Source organism: Mycetohabitans sp. B46, from assembly GCF_037389205.1.
In the GTDB taxonomy this organism is placed as follows: domain Bacteria; phylum Pseudomonadota; class Gammaproteobacteria; order Burkholderiales; family Burkholderiaceae; genus Mycetohabitans.
Window position 1 is genome coordinate 87,148 of record NZ_JADBGL010000009.1, and the last position, 25,635, is coordinate 112,782.

General features: G+C 61.5%; 26 protein-coding genes and 1 pseudogene. 10 read left to right on the forward strand and 17 right to left on the reverse strand.

Going from position 1 to position 25,635, the window contains the following annotated elements; all coding sequences use genetic code 11:
• Positions 1-37 precede the first annotated feature (37 nt).
• From IHE30_RS11400 to IHE30_RS11425, 7 genes and pseudogenes are all read right to left on the reverse strand, one after another.
• Complete coding sequence (locus IHE30_RS11400; RefSeq protein WP_337690707.1) at positions 38-397, reverse strand: addiction module antidote protein; 360 nt, start codon at positions 395-397, stop codon at positions 38-40.
• A 2-nt stretch (positions 398-399) separates the two neighbouring features.
• A pseudogene (locus IHE30_RS11405) lies at positions 400-696 on the reverse strand (type II toxin-antitoxin system RelE/ParE family toxin).
• A 1,101-nt stretch (positions 697-1,797) separates the two neighbouring features.
• Complete coding sequence (locus IHE30_RS15190; protein WP_443193650.1) at positions 1,798-2,079, reverse strand: ImmA/IrrE family metallo-endopeptidase; 282 nt, start codon at positions 2,077-2,079, stop codon at positions 1,798-1,800.
• Positions 1,961-2,653 carry a hypothetical protein gene (locus IHE30_RS11410; RefSeq protein WP_337690708.1) on the reverse strand — a complete coding sequence of 231 codons (693 nt, stop codon included), beginning with the start codon at positions 2,651-2,653 and terminating at the stop codon, positions 1,961-1,963. The genes IHE30_RS15190 and IHE30_RS11410 overlap by 119 nt, the downstream gene beginning before the upstream one ends.
• A 328-nt stretch (positions 2,654-2,981) precedes the next feature.
• Positions 2,982-4,325: a hypothetical protein gene (locus IHE30_RS11415; RefSeq protein WP_337690710.1), complete on the reverse strand. Its 1,344-nt coding sequence runs from the start codon at positions 4,323-4,325 to the stop codon at positions 2,982-2,984.
• Positions 4,326-4,990: 665 nt separating this feature from the next.
• Positions 4,991-5,371 (reverse strand): type II toxin-antitoxin system VapC family toxin, encoded by a 381-nt coding sequence (locus tag IHE30_RS11420; RefSeq protein ID WP_337690711.1) that lies wholly within the window; start codon positions 5,369-5,371, stop codon positions 4,991-4,993.
• A complete protein-coding gene (locus IHE30_RS11425) occupies positions 5,368-5,574 on the reverse strand; it encodes a type II toxin-antitoxin system VapB family antitoxin (protein WP_235091378.1) in 207 nt (68 codons plus the stop codon). Before IHE30_RS11425 ends, IHE30_RS11420 begins: the two co-directional genes overlap by 4 nt.
• A 202-nt stretch (positions 5,575-5,776) precedes the next feature.
• Between IHE30_RS11425 and IHE30_RS11430 the strand changes: the two genes are divergently transcribed.
• The 6 genes from IHE30_RS11430 (at position 5,777) to IHE30_RS15195 (ending at position 9,776) form a co-directional block, all read left to right on the forward strand.
• Positions 5,777-5,989 (forward strand): transposase, encoded by a 213-nt coding sequence (locus IHE30_RS11430; RefSeq protein WP_337690716.1) that lies wholly within the window; start codon positions 5,777-5,779, stop codon positions 5,987-5,989.
• A 314-nt stretch (positions 5,990-6,303) separates the two neighbouring features.
• Positions 6,304-7,569 (forward strand): glycosyltransferase, encoded by a 1,266-nt coding sequence (locus IHE30_RS11435; RefSeq protein ID WP_337690718.1) that lies wholly within the window; start codon positions 6,304-6,306, stop codon positions 7,567-7,569.
• 122 nt (positions 7,570-7,691) lie between these two features.
• A complete protein-coding gene (gene queC, locus IHE30_RS11440) occupies positions 7,692-8,426 on the forward strand; it encodes a 7-cyano-7-deazaguanine synthase QueC (RefSeq protein WP_337690720.1) in 735 nt (244 codons plus the stop codon).
• Between the two features lie 22 nt (positions 8,427-8,448).
• Positions 8,449-9,090: a 7-carboxy-7-deazaguanine synthase gene (gene queE / locus IHE30_RS11445; protein WP_337690721.1), complete on the forward strand. Its 642-nt coding sequence runs from the start codon at positions 8,449-8,451 to the stop codon at positions 9,088-9,090.
• An 18-nt stretch (positions 9,091-9,108) separates the two neighbouring features.
• The gene (gene queD / locus IHE30_RS11450; protein ID WP_337690722.1) at positions 9,109-9,555 is read left to right on the forward strand and encodes a 6-carboxytetrahydropterin synthase QueD; all 447 of its coding nucleotides are present in this window, start codon (positions 9,109-9,111) and stop codon (positions 9,553-9,555) included.
• A 38-nt stretch (positions 9,556-9,593) separates the two neighbouring features.
• The gene (locus tag IHE30_RS15195) at positions 9,594-9,776 is read left to right on the forward strand and encodes a hypothetical protein (RefSeq protein WP_443193651.1); all 183 of its coding nucleotides are present in this window, start codon (positions 9,594-9,596) and stop codon (positions 9,774-9,776) included.
• On the opposite strand, the gene rodA is transcribed toward IHE30_RS15195, so the two are convergent.
• The 5 genes from rodA to IHE30_RS11480 are packed head-to-tail and all read right to left on the reverse strand — an operon-like array spanning position 9,762 to position 15,936.
• A complete protein-coding gene (rodA, locus tag IHE30_RS11460; RefSeq protein WP_337690723.1) occupies positions 9,762-10,910 on the reverse strand; it encodes a rod shape-determining protein RodA in 1,149 nt (382 codons plus the stop codon). The two genes, IHE30_RS15195 and rodA, sit on opposite strands and share 15 nt — an antisense overlap.
• A gap of 8 nt (positions 10,911-10,918) precedes the next feature.
• Positions 10,919-13,321, reverse strand: a complete 2,403-nt coding sequence (gene mrdA, locus IHE30_RS11465; protein ID WP_337690724.1) for a penicillin-binding protein 2 — start codon at positions 13,319-13,321, stop codon at positions 10,919-10,921.
• Positions 13,322-13,337: 16 nt separating this feature from the next.
• Entirely contained in the window at positions 13,338-13,850 is a 513-nt protein-coding gene (gene mreD / locus IHE30_RS11470) for a rod shape-determining protein MreD (protein WP_337690725.1), read from the reverse strand.
• Positions 13,847-14,857, reverse strand: a complete 1,011-nt coding sequence (gene mreC / locus IHE30_RS11475) for a rod shape-determining protein MreC (protein WP_337690726.1) — start codon at positions 14,855-14,857, stop codon at positions 13,847-13,849. Before mreC ends, mreD begins: the two co-directional genes overlap by 4 nt.
• Before the next feature lie 35 nt (positions 14,858-14,892).
• Positions 14,893-15,936, reverse strand: coding sequence for a rod shape-determining protein (locus IHE30_RS11480; protein ID WP_076785893.1), 1,044 nt, complete (start codon positions 15,934-15,936; stop codon positions 14,893-14,895).
• 333 nt (positions 15,937-16,269) lie between these two features.
• On the opposite strand from IHE30_RS11480, the gene gatC reads away from it, so the two are divergent.
• The 4 genes from gatC (at position 16,270) to IHE30_RS11500 (ending at position 20,577) form a co-directional block, all read left to right on the forward strand.
• Complete coding sequence (gene gatC / locus IHE30_RS11485; protein WP_337690729.1) at positions 16,270-16,569, forward strand: Asp-tRNA(Asn)/Glu-tRNA(Gln) amidotransferase subunit GatC; 300 nt, start codon at positions 16,270-16,272, stop codon at positions 16,567-16,569.
• Between the two features lie 22 nt (positions 16,570-16,591).
• A complete protein-coding gene (gene gatA / locus IHE30_RS11490) occupies positions 16,592-18,085 on the forward strand; it encodes an Asp-tRNA(Asn)/Glu-tRNA(Gln) amidotransferase subunit GatA (RefSeq protein WP_337690731.1) in 1,494 nt (497 codons plus the stop codon).
• A 2-nt stretch (positions 18,086-18,087) separates the two neighbouring features.
• On the forward strand, positions 18,088-19,557 hold the full coding sequence (gatB, locus tag IHE30_RS11495; RefSeq protein WP_443193652.1) for an Asp-tRNA(Asn)/Glu-tRNA(Gln) amidotransferase subunit GatB: 1,470 nt from the start codon (positions 18,088-18,090) through the stop codon (positions 19,555-19,557).
• Between the two features lie 231 nt (positions 19,558-19,788).
• Positions 19,789-20,577, forward strand: a complete 789-nt coding sequence (locus IHE30_RS11500; RefSeq protein ID WP_337690733.1) for an exodeoxyribonuclease III — start codon at positions 19,789-19,791, stop codon at positions 20,575-20,577.
• 40 nt (positions 20,578-20,617) lie between these two features.
• Here the strand turns inward: IHE30_RS11500 and IHE30_RS11505 are convergent, their stop codons facing one another.
• From IHE30_RS11505 to IHE30_RS11525, 5 genes are all read right to left on the reverse strand, one after another.
• Positions 20,618-21,586, reverse strand: coding sequence for a M48 family metallopeptidase (locus IHE30_RS11505; protein ID WP_337690735.1), 969 nt, complete (start codon positions 21,584-21,586; stop codon positions 20,618-20,620).
• Entirely contained in the window at positions 21,571-22,854 is a 1,284-nt protein-coding gene (locus IHE30_RS11510) for an AmpG family muropeptide MFS transporter (RefSeq protein WP_337690737.1), read from the reverse strand. The genes IHE30_RS11505 and IHE30_RS11510 overlap by 16 nt, the downstream gene beginning before the upstream one ends.
• A 26-nt stretch (positions 22,855-22,880) precedes the next feature.
• On the reverse strand, positions 22,881-23,489 hold the full coding sequence (metW, locus tag IHE30_RS11515; RefSeq protein ID WP_337690738.1) for a methionine biosynthesis protein MetW: 609 nt from the start codon (positions 23,487-23,489) through the stop codon (positions 22,881-22,883).
• Positions 23,486-24,631 carry a homoserine O-succinyltransferase MetX gene (gene metX / locus IHE30_RS11520; protein ID WP_337690739.1) on the reverse strand — a complete coding sequence of 382 codons (1,146 nt, stop codon included), beginning with the start codon at positions 24,629-24,631 and terminating at the stop codon, positions 23,486-23,488. The genes metW and metX overlap by 4 nt, the downstream gene beginning before the upstream one ends.
• A gap of 273 nt (positions 24,632-24,904) precedes the next feature.
• Complete coding sequence (locus IHE30_RS11525; RefSeq protein ID WP_337690740.1) at positions 24,905-25,633, reverse strand: pyrimidine 5'-nucleotidase; 729 nt, start codon at positions 25,631-25,633, stop codon at positions 24,905-24,907.
• Positions 25,634-25,635 lie beyond the last annotated feature (2 nt).

Below are 25,635 nucleotides of genomic sequence, written 5' to 3' on the forward strand. Positions count from 1 at the left end.
CCGACGCGACACCGATCGCATTCGGCCGCCAATGACGTTATGCGTGCGCGGCGGTACGCGCGCGCGCCCGAGTTGGCGTCGGCGCGGGCGCAGGTTCCGCCGCATGCACGGGCGATGCAGTGATGGTCAGATGCAGTCCCAACGCGCGCACAACCTTCATGACTGTTGCGAACTCCGCGTTTCCGCCTTCTGACAGAGCGCGATAGAGCGCTTCCCGCTTCACACCGGACTCGCGCGCGAGCGCCGTCATCCCGCGCGTCTTCGCGACGTTCCCGAGCGCGGCTTGAATCAGGCGCGGATCCCCATCTTCGAACGCTTGCGCCAGATAGTGACGAACCGTTTCTTCGTCCTTCAGGTACTTCGAGCCGTCGAATTCAGTCAGTTCGCTGATTTTCATACTTAATCCTCCAGTTCGCCGGCGAGCTTTTTCGCCAGTTTGATGTCTTTTTTCTGCGTCGATTTGTCACCACCGCATAGCAGCACGACGATGATTTTGCCCCGTCGCACGAAGTAGGCGCGGTAGCCTAGACCAACGTCGATCTTCATCTCGCAGACGCCTTCGCCGACAGCACGCCAGTATCCAAGATTGCCGAGCTTTGCACGCTCGATGCGAACGTTAATCGCCGCGCTTGCGATCGGGTCGCGAACCTCGTCGAGCCACTCGTCGAATTAGGGGGTGGTCAGAACTTTGAACATGACGCTATTGTAACCTATGGGGGACGCTGTGGCGACTGCTTGTTCGCGCTTGTCCCCGTTCCGTGGGCTGAGGGACGCGAGCCGCGGCGCCTGCGGCGGCCGTCAGCAGTGCATGATCGTCGTACTGGTTTTCATGATATTCGGCACGGCGCGCTCGCGTGCCCGCGCGCTGTCTATGTGCCGTCGCCTTTTTATTGCCTTGCGGGGACAGGGTCAGCCGGCCCGCGCGAGGCCGCTGCGGAGCCTGCTGTCGCGTCGCAGTGGCCATTTCAGCGGGACGAGGGGGACGCACCTGCGAGCGCTGTAGCCGTCGTCGCGCAGTCCCCTCCTCGCCTGCCCGCTTCGCTTGTCACAGCACTTTTAATGCATTCGGGATGTGGCGGGAAGGCCCGCAATGTGCGGGCCTGAGGGCATTTGAGCGTGCAACAAAATGATGCGTTTTGATGCGCGAATGGTGCACTTTAATGCGCATGATGCCCCTCGCGGTGGCAAGGGGCGGCAAAGCTCACAGTATGTCGTCTAGATCACTCGATGCGCTTATCAACTGACGGCGCAACGGGTCCAGTGATAGATAAACCGACTGTGCATGTACCTGTCCAGTATCAGTCTTGCCAAGCAACTCGCACAATGCATCGATTCCGTGACTGGCATTGGCGATGGTCTCGGATACCTGGCGTAGGGGGGCAGTGGTCGGGTGAGCGACATATCACACCTCCGACGGCAATTGCGCCATGGCTTGGCCAAGTAGCGCCAAATTCGGCGTCGGCCAGACGGCTAGCCGACTTTTCGTCGCGTGAGGAATGCCGTTGAGGTGGACAATTTGGAAAAGGCTAATACTGCCCCATTGAAAGGACTGGAGAGAGAGGGCGGACATAGGGACTTCCTGTGAATTTATTCAATTCGCCTCCTGTTCAGAGAGGCGGCCGGGCACTTGAACACGGTCACAGGGCCGCCCGCAGATTTCCCCTTACGGGTCTTGTATAGCTGCGCGCCACCCGGCCATAAGCAAGTGTTGCCTACGCAACTAGGACAACACGAAACCTATGGACGCAAAAAAGCCGCTTAACTGACGGGAGCGGTTTTCCGCCTGTGATGGTGTGTTCAGCACCTCGTAGTAGCTTGCCATCGATTCGGAAGAGCGTCAACTTTGATATTCGCGGGCAGCTTCTCCTCGCGCGTGGAGTGACCGAGTTCCTGGGCAACCGTGAAGCCTTGACGCAGCGTCGGTTCGCTTGCGTTGAATGCGATTAACTTATGTCTGCTCCTAGTTGGGCGTTCGACCGATGTCGCTAATTGGTCGATAGGTGAGTACGAGAGGCTTGTACTCGGGTTCACCGCTCTGCAGATTACGGCCCACCGGAGCGAGCACATGGCCGTCACCATTCCATTTTAGTTTGTTCAAGTCCAGCTCTTCCCAGCCGACCGGATTGCCAATGCCAACACAGTCATTTTTGTTTCCGGCAGCTTTACCTTCAGTGGTAGTGAGCATCACGTGCCAGGTTGTGTCGCCGTCGAAAAAGCCGAGGGTGCGCCCAGGCGGCACAGTTCTCAGCTCATTGGCATTGCTTATCCGTGTGTCGGATGGTGTGATCAAATCGGTTTTGCCACTCATCGATTCGAACTGATCCTCCGTGATGATTTCCGCTTTGAGTGCACAGTACTTGACTGCATCCCAGCACATCTTGCCAGACAAGGCAGTGTATTCCTTGTTATTCGACGTTCTATTGTTCGAGCCAAGTTTTGCGGATGTCACTGCGTACTCGACTGCCTTGTTACAGAGCTGCTCTGGCGTCAGCTTGGGTTTAAAACATGGCAGGCAACTTTGCAACGGCGAGAGTATCGAGGCACAGGATATTTCCACTGAATCGGATTCGTTGCTTTGAATGCTGGCGCGGCTATTGCGGCGACGCAATCCCGCAAGCGGCGAGGATGTGGAAGGCGGATTTGCCTGTAACAAGGCAGTATTCGAATGTTGCGAAATGCTGGGTGACGTGGTCGATATACTGGGCGTGCTTGTATTAATCGAGGAAGGGCGAGACGTCGAGTTTGGGTTTATGGGAAAATCCTCTTCGAGACGGCTAACGACTCAAATGTATCCACGCGGCTTGTATAACAAGCTTGGCATCACGAAAGACTGCGCGGGGAAACAAAGCATTGGCGTGAGCCACGCTATCCGATGGCTCCGGGACGAGGGCTGGGATCGTCAGGCGGTCCCAGCCGTGGTGCTAAACAGGCGTGCCGGACAGGCCTTATGGGGTGGTCGGCACGCTCTTGGTGAATGGCCGTTAAGAGGGGCGGCTTTTCAGCCATGCAGAACTGTCCTGGATTTTTTTACGGAAGGTTTTGGAAAACCCATTGGTTTTCATAAATCGTTTGATTTCGACTATCGCCAAGCGCCAATGATCCGGCCCCAACGAAAACAGAATCCACTTTTCGCGAAGCTCGCTCAGCACATCCCAGAATGCGGCTTCGTCCGCGCCATTCAGTAGGCTCAGCGCCTGCCGCCAGACCTGTTTGGATAGCGTCTCGTCCATAAATTGAATGCATTGGAGTAATCCGACCGCCACGTGTGTGCGCTGTGCCTCAGGCACGCGCGCTAAGTGCCTTTCAAGCAACGTGAGCTCCCGCACTTGTTGATTGGGCAGCAGCTCATCGAGTCCTTTAGGCAAATATCGCAGTGCGATGGCCCACTGCTCGTCGGGCAATGCCAACGCCCGATCGCGCATCTGGATGTATTGTGCGTGCCGCTCTGCCTTTGGCAAAACCCACGTGTCGCCTGCCAACGCACCGACTGGAGCACCCTGATGAGATGGGGGCAGCCGCAAGGCGTGTTCGTGTAAAACCGCATACAGTCCAGAGATGCGTGGATCCCCCTCATTAAAGTGAAATAGCAGCCCAGACAATTCTGGGATCAACTCCGCTTGCTCTGCCACGCTCAATAACGGCAGCCGAGCCAAAAGCACTTGATAACGCTCGACGAACGGAGAGGTGCCGAACGGTAAGGCCCACAAGCCGGACGTCAGACTCGTCCAAATGTTATCCTGCCCGGGCGAGCGCTGTTCCGCCATTGCGTACACGAAGTCGAACAGCTCAGCACGTCGGTGCCATGGAAAATCTCGCAACGTGGGCAACATCGCCTTTTGTATACGTACGCCATCCTGTGGGATATGTTGGGCGGTGGCGAACACACGCTTGAAAGCATCGACCTGCTCGTTTTCCGGTAATGCTTGCAGCCGCTGGCGCAGCGCGTCGAGGGGTTCGGCATGCGGTGCTAGATTTTTAAGCGCGCCGCCCATCTCGTCCAGCAGTTGGTTCATCGACTCGAGACTCACGGTCTGCCTGGCCTGTTGCCAATAGCGGTAGATTTCCCGCTTAGCCTCCATCGCACGATACGTGCGCCAATCGACTGTGGAGAACGACATTACGTCTTGAACAGGCAGATGCTCACCAATGCGCGCGATCAACTCGGGTGGTAGGTCGCGATACGTCGTAAGTTGTCTGGTCGGCAGGTTCGTCAACACACCGCTTGATGGTGGCGGCGGTGCCGATGCGGCGGGTTTGGGGCGAGTATCCACCACGTATGTATGGCTTTGGAAGAGATTCAAGAGCGCATTCAAATCAAAGTCCATGAACCAGCTCAAAAGAAGAGGAAAGATGTCGTACCACGCGATGCTGCGCGGCAGGGTAACCGAAGGCGTGCGCGTGAATACAGCCATGAGTAATAGTTGGCTATAGTTTTGGCGGATAATGGATTGCTTACCGTAGCACCACACAATTGCTCAAATTGAATAAAGGCGGCAGAGTATGTCGCGAATGCGCATCGAGTTGTGGAATGCACGCACTGATGTGAGGCACGGGTAAAACTTCGGAGGCAGCGTTCGCTTGATAGAGGTGGCCTCGCTCGTTCGGACATTTTTCTAAGTTTTTTAAGTGAAACGTCCGGGGCAGTCATACTGCCAATTTAGTCGCGGGCAGCGTTGCGAAGTATGCTTGATCCGGCGTCTGATCCGCCAGGCTCGACGCCCTTGACTGCCGCCAGGGCCACTTTGGCTTTGAACGCTGCTGAGTGCGTGCGTCAGGTTCGTTTCGTCATTTCTCCGGTTCCTTTGCTTGCATTATCGCTGGCTCAGGCCTCGGCCGTTTTACTTATCCGACTGTCTGAATTCGCGCGACCACTTCTGTAGTCGAGGAAAAAAACTGCGCGGCGACCGGTTGAGAAGATGCCCACGCGAGCACGTTGATGTCGGCTCGCTTCGGAGTCATACTTTGACGCCCCAATCGTCGAACCCCTTTTCTAGTGCAATTTGGAATGATGTGCCACACCAAAACGTGCCGACAAATCGGCAAGGCGCTTGTCCAGTGTCCATAGTTGCGCGCCTGGCGTGATCAACGTTGAAGCGAGCAATGCCACGTCAACTAGCCCGCAGCCAAGCCCATGCAGCTTTTCGTGTTCGATGAACGCCATCACTTCTGTCAAGCTCGCTTGATTGGCGGGCTGCAACAACCCGATATCGTTGAGTGTCTGGGTACGTGGAGCCGGGGGTGTCCCGCAGGCAAGCTCAATCAAGACCATAGGGTGAGTCAGTGCCAAGTCGGCTTCGATCAAGTCGATCAAAGCATTGTTGCGGCTCCTGAAGTGGCTCACCCATACCGAAGTATCGACGAGTACGCTCATCTTTCGCCTGGCTCCGTACGGCGGCGTGGCACGTCTTGCATATCTGTCATCGTACCGCCCAGCGCAGCTAAACGCTTGGCTGCTTGTACCCTCACGAAAGTCTTGATGGCTTCACGAAAGATGTCCGATTTGTCCATGTTGGGATCGGCGATTTCCAGCGCCTTTTGGTAAAGAGCATCGTCAATGGTGACAGTGGTTCGCATGAAGACTTCTCCTCTAATTTTGATGCAATTTAGCATCGATTTTAGCATCTTTTCAATCGCAGCGCTTCCTCCACCCTACGTCGCCCCTCGCGGGGGGCTTGACCGTATGCCGGTGACTGCGTCATTCAGCTTTCGGTGCGCCCGGTGTCGGCCCGCAGTGAACCGACCCCGAAAAGTTGGACGCTAACCTCTCGGGGGCTTCATGAGCAGGTACACCGAGCAGCAGAAGCTGCGAGTAGTTAAAGATTATTTGTCGGGTCAGTCGGGCCTGAAGACTGTCGCCAAGCGGCATGATGTCGATATTTCTGCGGTGCGCAGCTGGGTGGCGGCATATCGCGAGCATGGGTGCGCCGGGCTCATGACAACCGAGGCCACTTCTGGCTTTTGTTACAATGCCGACGACAGGCGGGGCTAATCGGCTAAACCAGCGTGTGCCAAAAATGAACCGAGCTGTGTCAGGATTGTGCCGAGTTATATAGTATTTCAGGCCGCTTTTCGCTTCTTGGAAGGCCGCGAGGCCTTGTCTGACAAGGGTGTGGTTCTTGCGGGACGTTTTAAAAATCCGCGTGTCGGTGGTTCGATTCCGCCCTAGGCCACCACTGATTGATTGACAAAAACCCAAGAGCCGAAAGGTTCTTGGGTTTTTCGTTTGTCCAACGCATGATCCATGCAGTGCCGGTTGTGCCACAATACGTTCGGCGTTTTAAGTAACGGAGAAGCAGGACCCGGATGGCCATGCAACACGACATGTACGCGGCGTGCACGCCGGATCTGAAGCCGTTTCGTATCGCGTTTTATATCGACCACTTCGGACATGGCGGTACCGAGACCGCACTGATCGGATGGCTGCACGCATTGGACCGTAGCATGTTTGCGATCGATTTGATCGTCGGATTTTCTACGGACGCATTTGAACAGCATTTTCGGGCCCGTTTGCCAGACGATGTGCGCGTACACTTTCTCGCCGATCGGCGATGGCAATACCATCTGGAGGTGCTGCGGCTGCGTGGCCGGCTCAGTCGAGCTGGCCGGCTCGTGCAGCAACTATTGCTGCGTCCATGCTTGCGCTTGATGTTTGCACGCAAGATCGGTGCGCTTGCCGTCCACTATGATTTGATCTGCGACTTCGATTTATCGTTACGGCAGCATGCCGGAGCGGGAGGCAAGCCTTGGATCGGTGTTAGCCACTTTAGTCTGGCAGCGCGGCTCAGTGACCGGCCAGCGAAGGTCAGACGCCTTGCGCGCCAATACGCACGCTACGCATGCTTGGCCACGCTCAACGCTGGTATGGCGGCCGAGGCGCGACAGATGTTCGGTGCACAGTTGCGTGGTGTTGTCGAATTGCCGAACGTTGTGGACGCGACGGTGATTCGTGCGCTTTCGCAGGCCCCTTCCGACGTGCCGGACTGCTCGTACATCGTATCGGTTGCGCGGCTTGATGGCGATCAAAAAGATTATGAAACGTTATTGGACGCGTACGCACGGATGCGCGAGCGCGGCCATGGCGACGCGATGCTCGTGCTGGTTGGTGAGGGTCCTTACCGACCGGTATTGGAGCAGCGGGTTAGCCGTCTTGGGCTGGCCGATAGCGTCATGTTTGCCGGCTTTCGTGCGAATCCGTTTCCGCTCATGCGACATGCGCGCGTGTTGGTCCTAAGTAGCCGTTCCGAGGGTTTTGGGATGGTGCTGCTCGAGGCAATGGCCCTTGGTACGCCGGTCGTGTCAAGCGATTGCCCGAGCGGTCCTCGGGAAGTGCTTGCTGACGGCGAAGCGGGAGTGCTGGTGCCGGTCGGTGACGCGGCCGCGATGGCAGAGGGGTTGCAGCGCGTACTGACGGATGATGCGTTACGCAGGGATTTGATATCACGCGGGCTTGCGCGCGCACAAGAATACGGCCCCCAGGCGGCGAATCGCCGCTTCCTGGAACTGGTCTCGCGCTTGTGCAAGCGCGGTGCCAGATTGGCCGACGTGCCTGCGTCCAGCGGATCCGCATGATAAAATCCACTGTTGCCGCCCTCCGGCAGTTCCGGTAGGCCGATGGCCGGTATCACACTCGCGCGTCGTGGCCTGCACGGCGCCGGCCTATACCGCCTGCATCTCATCGAAGGAGTACCACGGTGACTCGGACAGACGCCCAACGCGGCGCGCTCGTATTGTTTTCCGGTGGGCAGGACTCGGCCACTTGCATGGCATGGGCGCTTTCGCGCTACGATCGCGTCGAAACCATCGGCTTCGACTATGGGCAGCGGCACTGCGTCGAACTGGAATGCCGCGATGGGTTCCGCGATGCGTTGATCCGCGCGTTTCCTCAATGGAAACAGACGCTCAGCGACGACCATCGCGTCGACTTGTCAGTGCTGGGCGCAATCAGCGACACGGCAATGACGCGCGAAATCCAGATCGAGACCCAGGCCAACGGGTTGCCAAACACATTCGTGCCAGGCCGCAACTTGATGTTTATGACGATCGCGGCAGCGGTTGCGTACCGGCGCGGGCTTGATGTGCTGGTGGGCGGCATGTGTGAAACTGATTTTTCCGGATATCCAGATTGTCGTGATGACACGATGAAGGCGCTGCAAGTGGCGCTGAATCTGGGCATGGACCAGCGTTTCGTGCTCGAAACCCCGCTGATGTGGCTGGATAAGGCGGACACATGGCGGCTTGCGGAATCGATCGGCGGCGAAGCGCTGGTCGAGCTGATCCGCGTTGAGACGCATACATGCTATGTCGGCGAGCGGGCTGAATTGCACGATTGGGGCTTCGGTTGTGGCGTGTGTCCGGCATGCAGATTGCGTGCACGCGGCTACCACGCGTTTCGGCATGGCGGGCGCGTCGATCCCGCGTCGCTTTAACGCTTTAGGGACAGGCAGTGAGATGACGTACGCGGTCAAGGAAATCTTCTACACGTTGCAGGGAGAGGGCGCCAATGCCGGTCGGCCGGCGGTGTTTTGCCGCTTTGCGGGCTGCAACCTGTGGTCGGGCCGCGAACAGGACCGCGCGGATGCGGTATGCCGCTTTTGCGACACCGATTTTGTCGGCACCGACGGCGAGAACGGCGGCAAATATCGCGATGCCGATGTGCTTGTGGCGAAGATCGCGTCGCTGTGGCCGCCTGGCGAGGCTGCGGCACAATACCGTTTTGTCGTTTGTACTGGCGGCGAGCCGATGTTGCAGCTCGATGCGGCGTTGATCGACGCGCTGCACCGCGAGCGATTCGTCATCGCGGTTGAGACCAACGGCACCCTGCCGGTGCTACCCGGCATCGATTGGGTCTGCGTGAGCCCGAAGGCCGGCTCGTCCGTCGTCGTGACGCGCGGCAATGAACTGAAGGTCGTGATCCCGCAGGACAACCAGCCGTTATCGGAATACGCGCGGCTGGATTTCGAGCATTTTCTCGTGCAACCGATGGACGGTCCGTCGCGCGAACTGAACACGAAGCTGGCCGTGGATTGGTGCAAGCGGCATCCGCAATGGCGCCTGTCGATGCAGACGCATAAGTACTTGAACATTCCCTGAACCAGGCGCTGGACCACCGTGCTAACCATTACGCGCAAACTCGAATTCGACGCAGGCCACCGTATTCCGGATCACCGCAGCCAGTGCAGGAACCTGCACGGCCACCGGTATGTGCTGGAAATCACGCTACAGGGCGATCTCGTCGACACGGAAGGCGCGCCGGATCGCGGCATGGTGATGGACTTTGCCGACGTGAAGCGGCTGGCGATAGAGCACTTGGTGAACGTGTGGGATCACGCGTTCATCGTCTATGAGCAGGACGTGGCGGTCCGTTCGTTCCTCGATACGCTGCCCGGCCACAAGACGGTCGTGCTGGACCGAATCCCGACCGTCGAGAATCTGGCGGCCAAGGCGTTCGAGATCCTGGCCCACGTCTATGATGCGCATTACGGCATCAATCTGCGGCTGGCTAAGGTACGCTTGTACGAGACACCCAATTGCTGGGCCGATATCACCCGCGACTGAGCGGGCATAGGTCGTGCCCTCTGCACTGGAGTGGCACGATGAGCATGCTGACCCATTGGCTGAAACCCCGTCTTCGCGTGGCCGAACCGTTGTTCGACCCGTTCCTGGACGGGCGCGGCACGGTGTGCGAGAACGCGCAGTCGTCCTATTCGTACAAGGCCGCCGAGGTCGGTGACATGACTGCGCAGTACGTCGCCCGCCGGTCGTCAGCTTTGCATTAGGCGCTTTTGTCGCGCCACGCTCATGATCATCCCGATCGCGATGCCCAGCGTGATCAGCGCGGTGCCGCCGTAGCTCATGAACGGCAGCGGTACGCCGACCACGGGCAGAATGCCGCTGACCATGCCGATATTGACGAATGCATAGATGAAGAGGGACAGTGACAGCGCCCCGGCCAGCAGCCGGCCGAATAGCGTGGCGCCGTTGGTCGCGATGTACAGACCACGCGCGACGAGCAGCAGGTACAGGAACAGCAGCACGAGCCCGCCGGCCAGGCCGAACTCTTCGGAGAACACGGCGAAAATAAAGTCCGTATGTTTTTCCGGGATGAATTCCAAGTGTGCCTGTGTTCCCTTGAGCCAGCCTTTGCCGAAGGTCCCGCCGGAGCCGATCGCGATGACCGCCTGGATCGTGTGAAATCCTTTGCCAAGCGGGTCTGAGCTTGGATCGAGCAGCGTGCAGACGCGGTGCTTTTGGTAGTCGTGCAGCAGAACCCATTGCACGTCCGGCTGACAGATCCGGTCCTCGGTTGCGATCAATGAGCCGATGCCGATCACCAGTGCCAGCAACAGCGGCACGATGAGCTTGAAGCTCAGGCCCGCAAAGTAGATTACGAACAGCCCCGTGGACAGCACCAGTATCGCAGTACCCAAGTCGGGCTGTTTGGCGATCAGCCCGACCGGCACAGCCAGGATGATCAGGCCGACCAGGTAGTCGTACCACCGTATCACGCCCTCGCGTCGCTGGTAGTACCACGCGAGCATCAGCGGCATGGCAATTTTCAGGATTTCAGACGGCTGGATCACGATGCCGACATTGATCCAGCGCTTGGCGCCTTTCTTAGTCAAGCCGAACAGCGCCACGGCGATCAGCAGTGCCACGCCGAACGAGTAGGCGGGCACGGCAAAGCGCATCAGCGTCTGCGGCGGCACGTTCGCGATTGCCCACATCAGTACGAACGTGAGCAGGATATTGCGGACCTGGTCCTCGACGCGTCCGGGTACGTCCATGCTGGCGCTGTACAGCGTGAACAGGCCTACGCATAGCAACAAGAAGACGATCAACGCAAGTGGCTTGTCAAAGCCGGCGAACATCCGTTTTGCGCGTCCGAATAGCACGCGGGGCTCGATGGGCATGGCGACTCCTAGTGCGCCGGGGCAGCGATGTGCGTGTTCCCGGATCGATTCAACGTGACCCGCGCGCGTTGCGGCGCGCCGGTCAGCGTGTCGGCCGGCGCACGTGGCCCCTGATCCGATGGGGGCTCATACGGATCGGGTAGGGGTTGTTGGACGGGGGGCATGTCGTCGCCGCTGCCGGTATACGGACTGCCCGAAGTGGCGGTGCTATCGCCCACGGCGCCTGCCGCTGACGCGCCCGCGGCGCTCGTAGCACTCGTAGCGCTCGCCTCGCTGCATGACAGACCGCCGCGAGTCCTCTTGCACGCGGCATCCGCAAGTGCTGACGCAGATGACCCCGCCGCTGCGACGGCCGGGCTCGATGCGGCCTGTGGCGCGAATGCGGCGCTGCTACGGGCCACCGACGCTGGCAGCGCGGCTTGCATCGGGGTCTGTGCGCCGCCGATCACCGGCGCGCTGCCGAGGTCGGTCGCCGATGCCGCCATTGCGACGGCGGCGGCTTCGGCACCGGGCTTGACGCGGTCGATCAGGTAATAGTCAAGCACTTTACGGGCAATCGGGCCGGCCGTCCGGGCTCCCCAGCCGCCATTCTCGACGATCAATGCGAGCGCGATCTGCGGGCGCTCGACCGGCGCGAACGCGATGAACAGCGCGTGGTCACGCAGGTGCTCGGCCAGCGCATGCGCACGGTATTTCTGGCCCTGCAGCGAAAATACCTGCGCCGTACCGGTCTTGCCGGCCGACGTATAGGGCGCGTTACCAAAGATCTTGTACGCGGTGCCTGAAGCGCTGTCCATCACGCCTTTCATCGCGTGCTTGACGACGTCGATGTCCGCCTGCGTGATGCCTTGGATGCGGCCGCTGGGCTTGGGCACCGTCAGCCGGCATTCGCGCGTGATCGGGTTCTCGACATCCTTGACCAAGTGAGGTTTCATGATCACGCCGTTGTTCGCCAGCGTCGCGACAGCGTGCGCGAGTTGTAGGATCGTATACGAATTGTAGCCCTGGCCGATGCCGAGGCTGATCGTCTCGCCGTCGTACCAGCGCTGCTGCTCGGGCTTGCGATAGGCGCGCTTCTTCCAGTCGGTGGACGGCAGCACGCCGCGCGCCTCGCCCTCGACGTCGATGCCGGTCTGCTGGCCAAACCCCCACTGCTTCATAAAATTCGCAATCGAGTTGACGCCCAGATCGTGCGCGAGCATGTAGTAATACGTGTCGTTGGATACGACGATCGAGCGGTACATGTCGACCCAGCCTTGCCCCTGAGGCACGTCGTTGCGGAACGTGTGGCCGCCGAATGTGTACGAGCCCGGATCCTGGAAGCCCCAGTTCGGCGTACGCTTGTGTGCGGCGAGTGCGGCCAGTGCCATGAACGGCTTGTATGTCGAGCCAGGCGGATAGGTGCCGCGCAGTGGCCGGTTCAGCAGCGGCCGCTCGGGTGACGTGTTTAGCTCGTCCCAGGTTGGCTGATCGATGCCCTCGACGAACAGGTTCGGGTCGAAGCTGGGCGACGACACGAACGCAAGCACGTCGCCCGTCGATGGCTCGATTGCGACCAGCGCGCCGCGCTTGCCTGCAAATGCCTGTTCCGCACTTTGCTGCAGGCCGATATCGAGTGACAGCCGCAGATTGTTGCCGGGCTTGGCCTGGGTGCGCGACAGCGTGCGCACCGGGCGTCCGCCCGCGGTGACCTCGACTTCTTCGAAGCCCGTTACGCCGTGCAACTCGGTCTCGTAGCTCTGCTCGACGCCAATCTTGCCGATATAGTCGGTGCCGTTGTAGTTGTTCGCATCGAGCCGCGGATCGTAGTGCTCCGGATCACTGTCGTTTTTTTCGCTGGTCGCGTCGATGCGCTCCTGGTCGCGCTGCGAAATACGGCCAATGTAGCCGATTACGTGCGCTGCGGTCGTACCGAGCGGGTATTGCCGGAACAGCCGCGCGCGCACTTCCACGCCCGGAAACCGGTAGCGCTGCGCGGTGAAGCGGGCCACTTCGTCGTCGGTCAGCCGCGTGCGGATCGGTAAGCTCTCAAAGTTTTTTGAGTCCTCCTGCAGCTTCTTGAAGCGGCGGCGGTCGCGCGCATCGATATGGACTACGCCCGACAGCTGCTCGATGACCTCATCCAGCGTGCCGTCAAGCTTTGATGGCGTGATCTCCAGCGTGTAGGCCGAGTAGTTCTTCGCGAGCACCACGCCGTTGCGGTCGATGATGATGCCGCGATTCGGCACGATCGGCGCGACCGAGATGCGGTTTTCGTCAGCCTGCAGCGAATATTTATTGTAGTTCCAGACCTGCAGGTACAGAAAGCGACAGCCGATCAGCGCGAAGCACGCGAACATGAACACGCCCGCGGCGGCCACGCGAAGCTTGAAGTGCGCCAGTGCCTGCCGGGGATTGTTAAACTCTGTCATCTACGAGCGGGCCCGGTCAAATCGGTCGCGTGTCGTCGGGGTCGGCCGCGCGTTTCTGCGGCAACAGCAGCAGCGCGCTTGCAATCGGCCACAGCAGCGCGCCGACGAAGCCATCCAGCAAGTAGCCCCAGCCCGGGAATGCGCCGCCAGCAATCAGCCGAATCACGAACGGCACAACCTGCGCGACCACCAGCAGCGGCATCACGACGAAGACCTGCGCGCCCAGCGCTAGCCACAGCACGCGCCGGTGCACCATGATGGCTCCGTACGACAGCAGCGTGTAGGCGAGTGCGTGCTCGCCGAACAGGCTCGCATCGTGCACGTCGATTAGTAGTCCAAGCAGGAACGCGATGCCCATGCCGACCTTGCGTGGCTGATGCACGTTCCAAAACAGCAGCACGATCGCGACGAAATCGGGCACGCCGATCCACTTGCCCCATGGCAGCAGATTCAAAAAAAACGCGGTGGCCAGGCTAAATGCAATGAAGTACGGATTAACCGGCAGCAGGATGTGATGGGGTCGATTCATTGCCGGGCTCCGGTTACCGTGGCCGGCGCCGCTCGGGCGGGCGTGGCGGCCGGTTTCGCGGTGCTGTTGCCGGCGGCCGCCTTCGCGTCCTTCCTGGTCTTTGCCTTGCCGGCAGCCTTGGCCGCGCCGGTGCTGGCCGCGCCGGTGTCCGTGTCGGTGGGACGCGGCGGCGTGCGCGCATCGTAGCGCAGTACCAGCAACTGGCGAGCGCCTCGCACCGGCGCGAGCGGCTCGCAGACCACCCGGGCGAACGTGGTGTCCGTCTGGCGGTCAACTTGAATGACCTTGGCCACCGGCAGTCCCGGCGGGTAGATGCCGTCCAGCCCGCTTGTCACCAGTTCGTCGCCGGTTTTCACATCGGCGCTAGTCGGCACGAACCTCAGATCCAGTACGTCACCCTTGGGGGTGCCGTAGATTATGCTGCGAATGCCGGTGCGCACCACCTGCACCGGCACCGCCTGGTCCTTGTCGGTCAGCAGCGTGACTTCAGACTGCAGCGGGAAGACGCGCGTGACTTGCCCGATTACGCCATTTTCGTTGACCACCGGTGCGCCTGCCTGCACATCCTGCCGGCTGCCGCCGGCGATGATGACCTTCTGCGTGAACGGGTCGCGCGTGTCGTACTGAATCTCAGTGGGCGTTGTCTGTATCGTTGAATGCTGCTGCAACTGCAGCAGCCGGCGCAGATGTTCGTTCTCGGCCAGCAGTTGGGCCGCTTGCGACGCATGTACCGACAATTGCAGATTCTTGTCGCGCAGCGCCTGATTTTCGCTGCGCAATGAATGGATGGTGACGAACAGGTCGGCGCCACCGACGATCAGATCGCGCGGCACCAACGCCGCGCGTTGCAAAGGATAAAGCCCCGTGCCGATCACTTCGCGCACGACCTCGAGCGTCTGGAAACGCGCGTCGGTCATCAGCAGCACGAGCGCGAGACCGACAAACGTGAACAGACGCGCGAGCGCCGAAGGACCTTGCTTGAACAGGGGCGGCGGACTGTATTCCATGGTCGACGCCCGAAACCGCGCTTACTTCAGCCTGATCACTCGTACGAGAAGATGCTGCCGAGCTTGTCCATCCGCTCGAGCGCCATGCCGGATCCGCGCACTACGCACGTGAGCGGATCCTCGGCTACCAGCACCGGCAGCCCCGTTTCTTCCGCGAGCAGCCGATCCAGGTCGCGCAGCAGGGCGCCGCCGCCGGTCAGCATCATGCCGCGCTCGGCGATATCGGCGCCGAGTTCCGGCGGCGTCTGCTCCAGTGCGATCTTGACCGACGAGACGATCTGGTTCAATGGGTCCGTCAGCGCTTCTAGGATCTCATTGCTCGAGATCGTGAAGCTGCGCGGGATCCCCTCGGACAGGTTGCGGCCCTTAACCTCCATTTCCTTCACTTCGGAGCCGGGGAACGCCGAGCCAATTTCCTTTTTGATCGCCTCGGCGGTCTGCTCGCCGATCAACATGCCGTAGTTGCGGCGGATGTAATTGACGATCGCCTCATCGAACTTGTCGCCGCCGACCCGTACCGAGCCTTTGTATACGATACCGCCGAGCGAAATCACGCCCACTTCGGTCGTGCCGCCGCCGATGTCCACGACCATCGAGCCGGTCGCCTCCGACACGGGCAGACCGGCGCCAATCGCTGCGGCCATCGGTTCCTCGATCAGGTAGACCTGCGATGCGCCGGCGCCGAGCGCGGCCTCGCGGATCGCCCGGCGCTCGACCTGTGTCGAGCCACACGGCACGCAGATGATGATCCGTGGCGACGGCGAGAACATCCTCGACTCGTGCGCGGTCTTGATGAACTGCTTGATCATCTGCTCGGTGACGCGGAAGTCGGCGATCACGCCATCCTTCATCGGGCGGATCGCCTCGATGTTGCCCGGCACCTTGCCGAGCATCTGCTTTGCTTCTCTGCCCACGGCTTGGATCGTCTTTTTTCCATTGGGCCCGCCTTCCTGGCGGATCGACACAACCGACGGCTCATCGAGCACGATACCCTTGCCGCGCATGTAGATCAGTGTGTTGGCGGTGCCCAAGTCGATCGCCAGATCGTTCGAGAAATAGCTGCGGAGAAAACCGAACATTAAAAATCCTGTCTCGCGGGTGCCGGTCGCGGGAAACGTGCGCATGCGCCGGCGGCGGGTAAAACAACAGCTTCGGCAGAGGTCCGGAAGGCGGCCGCCGCGCAGTCACGAAGCTGCGGGAACAAAAATTTTACCGGCGCAGGCGGTGCGCGCATCCGGGCAACGCGAATGCCGCAGCGACGGGAGTGCGCGCGTGCGGAGGACATTGCTAAAAGATGACGGTAAAACCGGCCGGGTTTGGGGCGAACGCGTAATGATACCTTATAATTTCAGCTTATTCGAAGAAAAGCAGGGGCGTTTTCGCCCGCTTTCCCCTCCATCCTTGGTGACCGCATGGCCTTAACCCCCACTGACGTAAACCGCATTGCGCACCTGGCGCGCATCGAGCTCGGGCAACGCGAGGCCGAGCACGCGCTCGAGCAACTGAACCAGTTCTTCGATCTGGTCGAGCAGATGCAGGCCGTGGACACGACAGGCATCGCGCCACTCGCGCATCCGACCGAGCAGATCGAGGACGTCGCGCTGAGGCTGCGCGAGGACGCCGTGACCGAGCACGTACAGCGCGAGGACAACCAGCGCTGCGCGCCGGCGGTGCAAGACGGTTTGTATTTGGTACCGAAAGTGATCGAATAACGCGACGCAGGAAAACCGCACGATGCATCAGAAAAGCCTTACTGAATTGCGCGCCGCGCTCGATACAAAGCAGGTATCGGCGCTCGAGCTTGCGCAGCACTTCCTGCAGCGTATCGAGGCCGCATGCGAGTTGAACGCGTTTATCGACGTGAATCCGCAACTGACGTTGGACGCGGCACGCGCGGCCGACCAGCGGCTCGCGCGCGGCGAGCGCGGGCCGCTGCTCGGCCTGCCGGTTGCGCACAAGGACGTGTTCGTGACCCGCGGCTGGAAGTCCAGCGCCGGCTCCCGGATGCTGGCCGACTACGTGAGTGCGTTTGACGCGACGCTCGTCGAGCGGCTGGCGGCGGCGGGCATGGTTACGCTGGGCAAGACCAACATGGACGAGTTCGCGATGGGCTCGTCCAACGAGAATTCATTTTTCGGCCCGGTACGCAACCCGTGGGACCGTAGCGCGGTGTCGGGCGGCTCTTCGGGCGGCTCGGCCGCGGCGGTGGCCGCTGGACTGGCGCCCGTGGCCACTGGCACTGACACCGGTGGCTCGATTCGCCAGCCGGCGGCGCTGACCGGGATCACCGGCATCAAGCCGACCTACGGTCGTGTTTCCCGCTACGGGATGATCGCGTTCGCGTCGTCGCTCGACCAGGGCGGGCCGATGGCGCGCTCGGCAGCTGACTGCGCGCTCGTGTTAGGTGCGATGAGCGGTTTTGACCCGCGCGATTCGACGAGCCTGCAACGCGACGCGGAAGACTACACGCGCTGGCTCGGCAAGCCGTGGCAGGATGCTGGCGCGGGCGCCGTCCGCCCGCTCGCCGGGCTGCGCATCGGGTTGCCGCGCGAGTACTTCGGCGCGGGGCTGTCGGGCGACGTGCAAACGGCGATCGATGCGGCACTGCGGCAATACGAAGAGCTGGGCGCGACGCTGGTGGACGTATCGCTGCCTAAGACGGAGCTGTCGATCCCGGTCTACTATGTGATCGCGCCAGCTGAGGCGTCGTCGAACCTGTCGCGCTTTGACGGCGTGCGCTATGGCCATCGCGCGAGCGAGTACCGCGACCTGCTCGACATGTACAAGAAGAGCCGCTCGGAAGGCTTTGGTGCGGAGGTCAAGCGCCGGATCCTGGTCGGCACGTACGTGTTGTCGCACGGTTACTACGACGCGTACTATCTGCAAGCGCAGAAGATTCGCCGAATCATTGCGCAGGACTTTCAAAACGCGTTTGCGCAGTGTGACGTCATCATGGGGCCGGTATCGCCGAGCGTCGCATGGAATCTGGGCGAGAAGACCGACGACCCGATACAGATGTATCTAGCGGACATCTACACGTTGTCCACGAGTCTAGCTGGCCTGCCGGGCATGAGCGTGCCGTGCGGCTTTGGCGCGGGGGCGAACGCGACGCGGCCGGTCGGGCTGCAGATCATCGGCAACTATTTCAACGAAGCGCGGATGCTGCAAGTCGCCGATGCGTTCCAGCGCGTCACCGACTGGCACAAGCGAGCGCCGGCGGGAGTCTGACTATGCAGTGGGAAGTGGTGATTGGGCTGGAGACACATGTGCAGTTGTCGACCCAGTCGAAGATTTTCTCTGGCGCAGCGACGCGCTTCGGCGCAGAACCGAACACGCAGGCGTGCGCGCTCGACCTGGCGCTGCCAGGCACGCTGCCGGTGGTCAACCGCGGTGCTGTGGAGCGCGCGATACGCTTCGGGCTGGCGATCGGCGCAACGATCGCGCCGCGCAGCGTATTTGCGCGCAAGAATTACTTTTATCCGGATTTGCCCAAGGGCTACCAGATCAGCCAGTATGAGTTGCCGGTCGTGCAAGGCGGCTCGATCACGATCCAAGTGGAGGCAAACGAAAAGGCCGGCCGCGACGCGTACGAGAAGACTATCCGGTTGACCCGCGCGCACCTGGAGGAGGACGCTGGCAAGTCGTTGCACGAGGATTTCGCCGGGATGACCGGCATCGACTTGAACCGTGCCGGCACACCGCTGCTAGAGATTGTGACCGAGCCGGACATGCGCAGCGCCGCCGAGGCGGTGGCCTATGCAAAGGCGTTGCATTCGCTGGTCGTTTGGCTGGGTATTTGCGACGGGAACATGCAGGAAGGCTCGTTTCGCTGCGACGCGAACGTGTCGGTGCGCCGGCTCGGTGAGCAGGCATTGGGCACACGCGCCGAGATCAAGAACTTGAACTCGTTCCGCTTTCTGGAGGAGGCTATCCAATACGAGGTGCGCCGCCAGATCGAGCTGATCGAGGACGGCGGCACCGTCGTGCAAGAAACCCGGCTGTACGACCCGGACCGCGGCGAGACGCGCTCGATGCGCAGCAAGGAGGACGCGCATGACTACCGTTACTTCCCCGACCCGGACCTGATGCCGCTCGTGATCGACAGCGAGTGGATCGCCGAGGTCGGCCGCACATTGCCGGAATTGCCGGGCGCGATGAAGCGCCGCTTTACCGAGCAGTACGGCTTGCCCGGCTATGACGCGGGCGTGCTCACGACGTCACAGGCGCTTGCCGCGTACTACGAGCAAGTGGTGTCCAAGGCGGGCGTGGCGAATGCGAAGATGGCGGCGAACTGGGTGATAGGCGAGCTTGCATCGCAACTGAACCGCGATGGGTTGGACATCACGCAGTCGCCGGTATCGGCCGCGCAATTGGCGCTGGTTCTCGTGCGGATCGCCGACGGCACGATCTCGAATAAGATTGGCAAGGCGATTTTTGGAGCGATCTGGGACGAGAAGGCCACCGACGACGCGGCGGCCGACCGCCTCATTGACGCTAAGGGGCTCAGGCAGATCTCGGACAGCGGCGCGCTCGAGGCCATCCTGGACGAGGTACTTGCCGCCAATCCGAAGTCCGTCGAGGAATACCGCGCGGGCAAGGACAAGGCGTTCAACGCGCTGGTCGGCCAGGCGATGAAGGCCACGAAGGGGCGGGCAAATCCGCAACAGGTCAACGAACTGCTGAAGAAAAAGCTGTCCTAATCATGTGCGGTAGAGGCGTGGGCATGCCGCGGGCATCGCGGATATCCAGGCTCGTAAGCAGTGGGATGACGATTAGCGTGCCTACGAGGAGCGGCTCGCCGTGACGTTGGCTGACCCTGCGCTATCCCCCGGCTAAGGCATCGCTCAACGTCAGCGCCGTCAAGTCATCCGTGGAGGCCGCCGCGCCCCGCCGGCTTCCGCGATCGTGCGTCAACCAGGAAACAACAAACCATGCTGCGAGTCATCACCGCCAATCTGAACGGCATACGTTCCGCCGCGAAGAAAGGCTTCTTCGACTGGTTCGGCGAGCAGAGCGCCGACATTGTCTGCGTGCAGGAAATCAAGTGCTCGCAGGATGACATGACGCCCGAATTTCTTGCGCCGCACGGCTTCACCGGCTATTTCCAGCATGCGCAGAAGAAGGGTTACAGTGGTGCCGGGATCTATACGAGGTATGAACCAGACGAGTTCATCGCCGGCTTTGGCAGCAAGGCGTTCGACCACGAGGGACGCTATGTCGAGCTGCGCTACGGCGACCTGTCGCTGGTATCGGTCTATGTGCCGTCGGGCTCGAGCGGTGAGGAGCGGCAGGCGGTCAAGTACCGCTTCATGGACGATTTCTATGCGCATCTGGATGCGCTTCGGCGCGAGCGCGAAGTGATTTTCTGCGGCGACATCAACATCGTGCACAAGGAAATCGACATCAAGAATTGGAAAAGCAACCAGAAGAACTCAGGGTGCCTGCCCGAAGAGCGCGCATGGTTAAGCAAGGTATTCGACGAACTCGGCTATGTGGACGTCTTTCGCGCGCTGGATCCGCGGCCCGAGCAATACACATGGTGGAGCAATCGCGGCCAGGCCTATGCGAAAAACGTCGGGTGGCGGATCGACTACCAGATCGCGACTGCGGGCCTCGCCTCGACGGCTAGGCGTACGTCGATCTTCCGCGACATCAAGTTCAGCGACCATGCGCCGCTGACGATCGACTACGATTACACGCTGCGCCGCCGCGCAGGGTGATACGGCACGCGTCGCGTCCGCTGCTGCGGCGCCATCTGGCTCAACGGTTGCGTCGGTAGCGCGGCAATGCGTCGGGGGTCGTGCCGAGCGCCTTTGCGTACAGGGGCAGCATGTCGGGCAAGCGCTTGCGCAGGTCGCCGGCGCGCTGTGGTGTCATCGGATGGGTCGCGATGAAGCTCGTTTTGCTGGCACCTGGCAGGGCGGCGGCCCGGCTCCATACCGTCAGCGCGGCCCTTGGGTCAAAACCGGCGCGCGATGCGATCTCATCGCCGATCACGTCAGCCTCGGTCTCGTCGGCCGCATCGTAGCGTAAGTGTGCGAGTTGCGTGCTGATGCCTAACGGCGCGGACCCGAGATCGGCCGGCCCGAACAACGGCGGGATTGCGCTGGCGCCCAATTGCATGGCCTGTTGCCGACCCAAGCGCTCGCGCGCGTGTTCGCGCAACGCGTGAGCCACCATGTGGCCCATCAGCATCGCCAGTTCGTCGTCGTTCGGCCGCAGACGCGTGAGCAGCGCGCTGTCGATCAGCAGTTTGCCGCCGGGCAGGCAGCGGATCATCACGTGCTGCGAGCGCACCACATAGATTTCCCATTGCCACTGTTTCGCGCGTTCATTCCATTTCAGCGCATACGGGATGAGCCTTTGCAGCATCGCGCGGACCCGTTTGACCTGTGGGTCGCTGTCGGGTAGCAATTGTCCTCGCTGCTGGGCGCTGCGCACCCCTTGCCGGTATTCGCTGCTGGCCTGTTGCTCAAGCATCGACGGCGAAACCAGGTTGCGGAATGCCGCCGAGTTGCCAAAGCGCACTGCTTGAGCCGGATTATATGACCCGGCGTTGTCGGTGCTCGGCTGCGCGCCGGACAGCGGCGCGACGGCGCCGCCGATCAGCAGCGCCACGCCGGCTAGTCGTCTGGCGGGCGCCAAGGCGCCCGCCCGGGGCAGCCGCGGGCACCGAGCGCGCCCAGCGTGCCAACCGACATACGGGCGCCGCATCAGCGTGCTCTCCATGGTGCGATCCGCGGCAGTAGCAGCAGGCCCGGGATCGCTAGCACGGCGCACAGCAGAAAGAACTCGAACCAGCCGATCTGCGCGACGATATAGCCGGCGCCGGCATTGGCGAACGTGCGAGGTACCGATGAGAGACTGGTGAACAACGCAAACTGCGTTGCGGTATAGCGCGGGTCAGTAGTGCTAGCGATGTACGCGGTGAACGCGGCCGTACCCAGGCCTGTGCCGAACGCCTCGAGGCCGATGACCACGGCTAGCCCAGGCAGCGTATGGCCCATGTGGGCGAGCGCCGCGAAGCCGAGCACCGCGACCATCTGCGCGACGCCGAAAATCCACAAGCCGCGCGTCGTGCCGATGCGCATTAGCCACACGCCGCCGAGGATGCCGCCGGCAATACTCCCCCAAAAGCTGCTGGTCTTAGACACCAGTCCGATCTCAGTCTTCGTAAAGCCGATGTCCAGGTAGAACGACGTCGCCAGCGACGTCGCCATGCTGTCGCCGAGCTTGTACAGAAAGACGAACGCCAGCACGATCAGCGCTTGCTTGGCACCGTCGCGCGCGATGAATTCGCGAAACGGCATCACCACGGCTTCTTCTAACGTGCGTGGCAGTGTGCCTTGCACCTGCGGCTCGCGCACCACGAACGCCGTCGCCACGCCAGGCAGCATGAACATCGCAGTGACCGCAAAGACCGTTGACCACGCGAAGTGGTCCGCGAGGATGAGCGACAGCGAACCGGGTACGAGGGCGGCCAGCTTGTATGCGTTGACGTGGATCGCCGTGCCGAGGCCCTGCTCGGTATCTTTCAGCAACTCGCGTCGGTACGCGTCGAGCACGATGTCCAGGCTTGCGCTGGCGAATGCAAGGGCGGCTGCGAGCACGGCCACCGTGCGGATCGAGTTGCTCGGCGACACGAAGCCCATGGCGGCGACCAGCGCCAGCACGCCGAACTGAGTCAGTAACATCCAGCCGCGCCGGCGCCCAGGGCGCCAGCGGCCAAACCTGGGCACGAAACGGTCCATTAACGGCGCCCACACGAATTTCCACGTGTAGGGAAACTGCAGCAGCGCAAACAGGCCGATGGTCTTGATATCGACGCCGCCGCTGCACAGCCACGCCTGCACCAGATTCATCAGTGTAAACAGCGGCAGGCCTGACGTGAATCCAAGAAGCACGCAGATCAGCATGCGTGTGTTGAAGTAGGCTCGCCAGCCCGAGCGGGGGTCGTGTGCGGCCAGTGGGCGGGCTTCGTGAGGCGGAGTAGACATGGATCTGCGGTAAGCGAACGGGGCGGTCAGCTTTTCTTGACGCGATAGACTGCAAGACTACCACGCCAGTTCGTCCCCCAGCGGATCGCGCGGCCGCCGTGCAGTACGACCCGGTCTAGGATCCGGATGCCAGCCTCCGGGGCGAGGGCGTCGAAGTCGTGGATCGTCAGCACGCGCACGTTCGGCGTGTTGTGCCACTGGTATGGCAGCGACTTGGAAACCGGCATGCGGCCGTTGAGCACCGCGAGCCGATGCCGCCAGTAGCCGAAATTCGGAAACGACACGATGCATTCCCTGCCGACCCGCACGGTCTCGCGCAGGATCGCCGCGGTTTGGTGAAGGGTCTGCAGCGTTTGAGACAGGATCACAAAATCGAAGCTTTGGTCTTCGAACAGCCGCAGGCCGTCCTCCAGATTCTGCTGGATCACGTTCACGCTCTTTTGTGCGCAGCCGAGCACGCCTGCATCAGTGATTTCGATTCCGTAGCCCTGCACGCCCAATTCCTCGGCAAGGATGGTCAGCAGCGAGCCATCCGCGCAGCCGGCATCGAGTACGCTCGCACGCGGCTCAATCCAGCGCGCGATCATGCGGAAATCGGCGCGGTTGGACAGGGTATGGAAGGCTTGTTGATTCATGCGCCGATCTCCGTGGCGATGCGTTCGTAATAGGCGCGTACCAGGTTGTGATAGCGCGCGTCGTCAAGCAGGAATGCGTCGTGGCCGTGCGGTGCATCGATTTCGCCATAGGACACGTTGCGCTTGTGGTCGAGCAGCGCCTTGACGATCTCGCGCGAGCGCGCCGGCGCAAAACGCCAGTCTGTCGAAAAGCTGATCACGAGGTAGTTGGCCTGCGTCTGCGCGAGCGCCGCGGTCAGGTCGCCGTCGTACGCCTTGGCGGGATCGAAGTAGTCCAATGCGCGCGTGATCAGCAGGTAGGTATTGGCGTCGAAATAGTCGGCGAACTTGTCGCCCTGGTACCGCAGGTACGACTCAACTTCGAATTCGACGTCGAAATTGAAGTTGTATGCATCCAGCGCCCCGTCCGCGCGACGCAGTGCACGGCCGAACTTTGCGGCCATGTCGTCGTCGGACAGATACGTGATGTGCCCGATCATGCGCGCGACCCTGAGACCGCGGCGCGGCTTGACGCCGTGCGCATAATAGTCGCCGCCATGGAAATCCGGATCCGACAGGATCGCCGAGCGAGCGACCTCGTTAAACGCGATGTTTTGTGCCGACAGTTTGGGTGTCGAGGCGATGACTACGCAGTGCGCGACGCGCTGCGGATACATGATGCTCCAGGCGAGCGCCTGCATGCCACCGAGCGAGCCGCCCATCACCGCGGCGAAACGCTCGATGCCGAAATAATCAGCGACGCGCGCCTGCGCATTGACCCAGTCCTCTACGGTGACCACTGGAAAGCGCGCGCCGTAGGGCAGGCCGGTGGCCGGTTCGATGCTCATCGGACCGGTGGAGCCGAAGCACGAGCCGAGATTGTTCACGCCGATCACGAAGAAGCGGTCTGTGTCAAGTGGCTTGCCCGGGCCCACCATGTTGTCCCACCAGCCGAGGCTCTTGGGCTCATGCTCATACACGCCAGCCACATGGTGTGACGCGTTTAGCGCGTGACAGACGAGCACCGCGTTGGAGCGCGCGGCGTTGAGCGTGCCATAGGTTTCAATCGTCAGATCGTAGCCGGCGAGTGACAGGCCGCTTTGCAGATGCAGCGGTGTGGCGAAGTGAAGCGTTTGTGGAACGACGATGCCGATCGAACTCATACCCTTGCCTGTGTTGTTGTCCGCTTGCGCGGGCGTGCGGACAGCAAGTCGGCGAAGGGTCAAAGGCGCGGCGTGTACGGGCGCACGCATGAACCGCTGACGACCGCTTTAGCCGGATTTGTACTGAACCGCATGGGTTCGCGCGCCCGCAATCGAGTCAGCAAATCGGCGCGCAGAGGAAAGCTAGTGACTGACAAGTATAAACGAAATCGTTCCGCTGACGCAGGTGCAGTAAGGCTCCCAAGCGCTCAGTGAGTGGGTTCATGCGTGCGCTTAGCGGCGCGTGAGTCGTAACGATTTTATCGAACGTACACGGCAGTCGATATAGTGCGCACGTCCAGTGCCCGCCAGCGCCGGCGTGCCACCCGAAGCCCTGGGCACGGGTGGTAAGTGCCCAACCATCCATACGGTGCGTATTCCCAGGCGCTTGTAGCGTTTCAAGTGCGAGCGGGTGTCCTCGACCAGCGTTGCGTCGCGCGCCCGCACCCGCACGTGGTGCAACGTGCGTCGCAGCACGCCGGCATCGGGTTTGGCGTGCCAGCGGCCGCGGTACCGCATCTGCTCGATGGCGATGACCTGCTCGAACAGCTCAGTGATGCCCAGCGCGTCGAGCACGGCCTGCGCGTAACGGCGTGGGCCGTTGGTCAGCAGAATCCGGCGCCCGGGCAGCGCACGCAACAGCCGGGCGAGCCCGCGCTCAGCGCGCAGCATCGAATGCAGGTCGTGGAATCGGTGGACCTGCGCGAGGAAATCGTCGGGATCGAGTGGATGGTGCCGCGCGAGTCCCAGCAGTGCCGCACCGTAGCGCTGCGTGTAGTGCTCGCGCAGCCGGTCCGCTTCGTCCCGGCTGACCTGCAGCGCACGCTCGATGTAGTCAGTCATCGCCTGATTGATCTGCGGAAACACTGCGTGCGACGCGTGATGCAGCGTATTATCCAGGTCGAACAGCCAGACCGGGCCGCGCGGATGAGCAATGCGCCGCCGGCGCGCGCGCGCGGCCATGA

Excerpts from the sequence above, each read along its gene's own strand:
- IHE30_RS11400 (WP_337690707.1), bottom strand. The coding sequence starts at position 397 with ATGAAAATCAGCGAACTGACTGAATTCGACGGCTCGAAGTACCTGAAG.
- IHE30_RS15190 (WP_443193650.1), bottom strand. The coding sequence starts at position 2,079 with ATGGTGACGGCCATGTGCTCGCTCCGGTGGGCCGTAATCTGCAGAGCG.
- IHE30_RS11415 (WP_337690710.1), bottom strand. The coding sequence starts at position 4,325 with ATGGACTTTGATTTGAATGCGCTCTTGAATCTCTTCCAAAGCCATACA.
- IHE30_RS11420 (WP_337690711.1), bottom strand. The coding sequence starts at position 5,371 with ATGAGCGTACTCGTCGATACTTCGGTATGGGTGAGCCACTTCAGGAGC.
- IHE30_RS11425 (WP_235091378.1), bottom strand. The coding sequence starts at position 5,574 with ATGCGAACCACTGTCACCATTGACGATGCTCTTTACCAAAAGGCGCTG.
- IHE30_RS11430 (WP_337690716.1), top strand. The coding sequence starts at position 5,777 with ATGAGCAGGTACACCGAGCAGCAGAAGCTGCGAGTAGTTAAAGATTAT.
- IHE30_RS11435 (WP_337690718.1), top strand. The coding sequence starts at position 6,304 with ATGGCCATGCAACACGACATGTACGCGGCGTGCACGCCGGATCTGAAG.
- queE (WP_337690721.1), top strand. The coding sequence starts at position 8,449 with ATGACGTACGCGGTCAAGGAAATCTTCTACACGTTGCAGGGAGAGGGC.
- IHE30_RS15195 (WP_443193651.1), top strand. The coding sequence starts at position 9,594 with ATGAGCATGCTGACCCATTGGCTGAAACCCCGTCTTCGCGTGGCCGAA.
- rodA (WP_337690723.1), bottom strand. The coding sequence starts at position 10,910 with ATGCCCATCGAGCCCCGCGTGCTATTCGGACGCGCAAAACGGATGTTC.
- mrdA (WP_337690724.1), bottom strand. The coding sequence starts at position 13,321 with ATGACAGAGTTTAACAATCCCCGGCAGGCACTGGCGCACTTCAAGCTT.
- mreD (WP_337690725.1), bottom strand. The coding sequence starts at position 13,850 with ATGAATCGACCCCATCACATCCTGCTGCCGGTTAATCCGTACTTCATT.
- mreC (WP_337690726.1), bottom strand. The coding sequence starts at position 14,857 with ATGGAATACAGTCCGCCGCCCCTGTTCAAGCAAGGTCCTTCGGCGCTC.
- IHE30_RS11480 (WP_076785893.1), bottom strand. The coding sequence starts at position 15,936 with ATGTTCGGTTTTCTCCGCAGCTATTTCTCGAACGATCTGGCGATCGAC.
- gatC (WP_337690729.1), top strand. The coding sequence starts at position 16,270 with ATGGCCTTAACCCCCACTGACGTAAACCGCATTGCGCACCTGGCGCGC.
- gatA (WP_337690731.1), top strand. The coding sequence starts at position 16,592 with ATGCATCAGAAAAGCCTTACTGAATTGCGCGCCGCGCTCGATACAAAG.
- gatB (WP_443193652.1), top strand. The coding sequence starts at position 18,088 with ATGCAGTGGGAAGTGGTGATTGGGCTGGAGACACATGTGCAGTTGTCG.
- IHE30_RS11500 (WP_337690733.1), top strand. The coding sequence starts at position 19,789 with ATGCTGCGAGTCATCACCGCCAATCTGAACGGCATACGTTCCGCCGCG.
- IHE30_RS11505 (WP_337690735.1), bottom strand. The coding sequence starts at position 21,586 with ATGGAGAGCACGCTGATGCGGCGCCCGTATGTCGGTTGGCACGCTGGG.
- IHE30_RS11510 (WP_337690737.1), bottom strand. The coding sequence starts at position 22,854 with ATGTCTACTCCGCCTCACGAAGCCCGCCCACTGGCCGCACACGACCCC.
- metW (WP_337690738.1), bottom strand. The coding sequence starts at position 23,489 with ATGAATCAACAAGCCTTCCATACCCTGTCCAACCGCGCCGATTTCCGC.
- metX (WP_337690739.1), bottom strand. The coding sequence starts at position 24,631 with ATGAGTTCGATCGGCATCGTCGTTCCACAAACGCTTCACTTCGCCACA.
- IHE30_RS11525 (WP_337690740.1), bottom strand. The coding sequence starts at position 25,633 with ATGGCCGCGCGCGCGCGCCGGCGGCGCATTGCTCATCCGCGCGGCCCG.